This is a genomic window from Rhizobacter sp. P1_G5 (assembly GCF_056405435.1).
In genome coordinates this window covers 1-3,113 of sequence record NZ_JBFUCB010000679.1, presented here as the reverse complement: position 1 = coordinate 3,113, position 3,113 = coordinate 1, and the positions used below count along the sequence as shown (strand labels likewise).

Here is a 3,113-nt window from a genome sequence, read left to right as displayed (position 1 = left end):
CGCCTGGCCCTGCAGGCGTTGCTCCAGCGCCGCGGGCAGCGRCTCGCCGCCACTGGGGGCTTGCGCGGCACCGAGCCGGCGCGCGATGTCGGCGTCGGTGATGTCGAGTTCGAGCGCGATGCGCTGGCTCTCGCGCAGCGCGGCGGCGACCGCCGGGCCCGGGATCACCCAGTCGGGCCGCGCGACGTGCATCGTGCCGTACAGCCATGAGTCGTGACCGCCCTTGCTGAGGCGCCACAGGAAGCCGCGGTCGCGCGAGCCGCCGGGATCGGACTGCGCCCTCAGCGCACGCGCCTGCTGCGCGGCGGCCTGCTGCGCGCAGGCCGGGTCGGCCTCCTGCGCGGGCGCGCCGGCGGCGAACCACAGCAACGGGAGGGCGGCAAGCAGCCGGCGCGCGAGGGCGAGGGTGGAAGGCGTCATGGCTGCGACTGTAGCCAAGCTGCGCGAGAATCCACCACACCATGCGCAGCCTGTTTCACCTCGCCTTCCACGTCACCGACCTCGATGCCGCGCGCCGCTTCTACGGCGGCGTGCTCGGCTGCCGCGAGGGCCGCAGCACCGACACCTGGGTCGATTTCGACTTCTTCGGGCACCAGCTGTCGCTGCATCGGGGCGAGCCGTTCGCGACCACCGACACCGGCCGCGTCGGTGCGCACCTGGTGCCGATGCCGCACCTGGGCGTGGTGCTGGAGCTGCCCGACTGGCAGGCGCTCGCGCAGCGGCTGCAGGCCGCGGGTACCGACTTCGTGCTGCCACCGGGCGTGCGCTTCGAGAACCAGCCCGGCGAGCAGTGGACGATGTTCTTCCGCGACCCGTCGGGCAACCCGATCGAGGTCAAGGGGTTCCGGTCGCTGGACACCGTCTACGACCATTGAGTCCCGGATTGGCGCTCAACCGACCACACGGCGCCACCGCGCCAGGGTGTCCGGATCCGGCAGGTCGTTCCCCAGCGCATCGATCGCGCGGCTGAACCACGGCCCCGCCTCTGGCTCGCGACCGAGTGCGGCGAGGTTCTCGCCCAGCTCGGCATAGACCCAGCCGTCCACCTCGCCCGCGGCAGCCCACTCCCGCTCCAGCCGCTGCTGCAGGACCAGTGCCTCGGCGTGGCGCTTCATCGCGCGCAGCGTCCACGCCACCATCCACTGCGCAATCCGCACCTGCGAGGGGCGACCGTCACGCTCGCGCGCCGCGAGCGCCTGCCGGAAGCTCGCCAGCGCCTCGTCGAAACGGCCGGCGCCGTGCAGGCTCATCCCGATGTTGTTGGCCAGCGAGCCTTCCCAGGCGCGGGCGTTGGCTTCGTCCGATGCCAGCGCGACGGCCAGTGCGCGGTCGTTCCAGGCCAACTGGTCAGCCGTGTCCGGCTCGACGAGCGCGAGCATGTGCATCGCGTCCACCAACAGCTCATCGAGCCGCGCGTCGCGCGCCCGATCGACCGCCTGCGCGAACAGCGGCCTGGCCTGCTGGCGCTCGCCGGCTGAGCGCAGCGTGCGGCCGCGTTCCACCAGGTGGCGTACCCGCGGTTCGGCGCCCGCCGCGTCCAGCGCCTGCAGCATCGCATCGAGTTCGGCATGGGCCTCGGTGAACTGGCGCCGCAGGCTGTGCGTGCGCGCGATCTGCGTTCGCAGCGACAGCGCGTCGTCACCTTGCGCATCGGCGAGCAGGCGGCGGAACAGGGCCTCCGAGGCCGCCGGGTCGTCGAAATCCCAGAGCGAGCGGATGTCCATCGCGTCAGTTCCCCCAGGTCAGTCCGCCGCGTCGGACGTGCCGCCGCCTTGCCGCACCTGCTGGTCGATCGCACCGAACAATGAATGCCCGTCGAGCCCCTTCATCTCGATGCGGATCGTGTCGCCGAACTGCATGAACTCGGTCTTCGGCTCGCCCGATTCGATGGTCTCGATCGCGCGCTTCTCGGCGATGCAGCTGTAGCCGCGCGACCAGTCCTTGTTGCTGACCGTGCCGCTGCCGACGATGCTGCCGGCGCGCACGTTGCGCGTCTTGCAGATGTGGGCGATCAGCTGGCCGAAGTGGAAGGTCATCTCCTCGCCGGCATCGCACAGYCCGACCTTCCTGCCGTTCCAGGTGCTCTGCAGCGGCAGGTGCACGCGCCCGCCCTTCCAGGCGGCGCCCAGTTCGTCGGGCGTCACCGCGACCGGGCTGAACGCGGTCGCCGGCTTGCTCTGGAAGAAGCCGAAGCCCTTCGCCAGCTCGGCCGGAATCAGGTGGCGCAGCGACACGTCGTTGGCCAGCATCAGCAGCCGGATGCCCTCCAGCGCCTGCTCCGGCGCGGTGCCCATCGGCACGTCGCCGGTGACGACCGCGACCTCGGCCTCGAAATCGATGCCCATCTTCTCGCTCGGCACGACGATGTCGTCGCAGGCGCCGATGAAGTCGTCGCTGCCGCCCTGGTACATCAGCGGGTCGGTGTAGAAGCTCTCCGGCACCTCGGCGTTGCGCGCCTTGCGCACCAGCTCGACGTGGTTGATGAAGGCCGAGCCGTCGGCCCACTGGTAGGCGCGCGGCAGCGGCGCGGCGCACTGCTTCGGCTCGAACGGGAAGGCATGCCGGGTCTTGCCGTGGTTCAGCGTCACGTAAAGATCCTCGAGCTGCGGCGACAGGAAGTTCCAGTCGTCCAGCACCTGCTGCAGGCGCGTGGCGATGCCGGTGGCGTAGTGGGCGGTGCTCAGGTCGCGCGAGACGACGACCAGCTGGCCGTCGCGCGAGCCGTCCTTGTAGGTGGCGAGTTTCATCGGGTGTCCGTAGGATCGGGGAAAGGCCCGGGAAAGGGCATGAGGTTTGCCGTATTGTCGATGCCTGATCGGTCCCCATCTGCCTCCCATCCCCCAACTTGACTGCCCGTCGCCCCGCCCCCTTGCGAATCCTGCCCCCCCTCACCGCCCTGTCCCTCGTGCTGCTGATGCACGCCGCCGCCTGGCAGGGCGTCGCGGGCGGCGCATCGGCCGGGCGCTCCGACCTGGTGGTGTCGGCGATGCAGGTGCGCTCGGTCGAGGCGGCAGCGGCCGCCGCCGTTGTCACGCCGCCGCCGCCGGCCCCGGCCGTGCCGCGCCGGGACGCTTCGGCGCGAACCGAGCCCAGGCCCCGCCCATCTGACACAC

General features: G+C 71.3%; 5 protein-coding genes. 2 read left to right on the top strand and 3 right to left on the bottom strand.

Annotation, left to right across the window (positions count from 1 at the left end; translation table 11 throughout):
* The coding region (locus AC1D12_RS29350; RefSeq protein ID WP_477844709.1) for a TraB/GumN family protein at positions 1-420 on the bottom strand (420 nt) is incomplete at its 3' end.
* A gap of 41 nt (positions 421-461) precedes the next feature.
* Between AC1D12_RS29350 and AC1D12_RS29345 the strand changes: the two genes are divergently transcribed.
* Positions 462-875 (top strand): VOC family protein, encoded by a 414-nt coding sequence (locus AC1D12_RS29345; protein WP_477825250.1) that lies wholly within the window; start codon positions 462-464, stop codon positions 873-875.
* Positions 876-890: 15 nt separating this feature from the next.
* Here AC1D12_RS29345 and AC1D12_RS29340 read toward each other — a convergent pair whose 3' ends face one another.
* The gene (locus AC1D12_RS29340; RefSeq protein WP_477844707.1) at positions 891-1,724 is read right to left on the bottom strand and encodes a tetratricopeptide repeat protein; all 834 of its coding nucleotides are present in this window, start codon (positions 1,722-1,724) and stop codon (positions 891-893) included.
* Positions 1,725-1,742: 18 nt separating this feature from the next.
* The gene (locus AC1D12_RS29335) at positions 1,743-2,747 is read right to left on the bottom strand and encodes a fumarylacetoacetate hydrolase family protein (RefSeq protein WP_477825251.1); all 1,005 of its coding nucleotides are present in this window, start codon (positions 2,745-2,747) and stop codon (positions 1,743-1,745) included.
* A gap of 158 nt (positions 2,748-2,905) precedes the next feature.
* On the opposite strand from AC1D12_RS29335, the gene AC1D12_RS29330 reads away from it, so the two are divergent.
* The coding region (locus tag AC1D12_RS29330; RefSeq protein WP_477844705.1) for a hypothetical protein at positions 2,906-3,113 on the top strand (208 nt) is incomplete at its 3' end.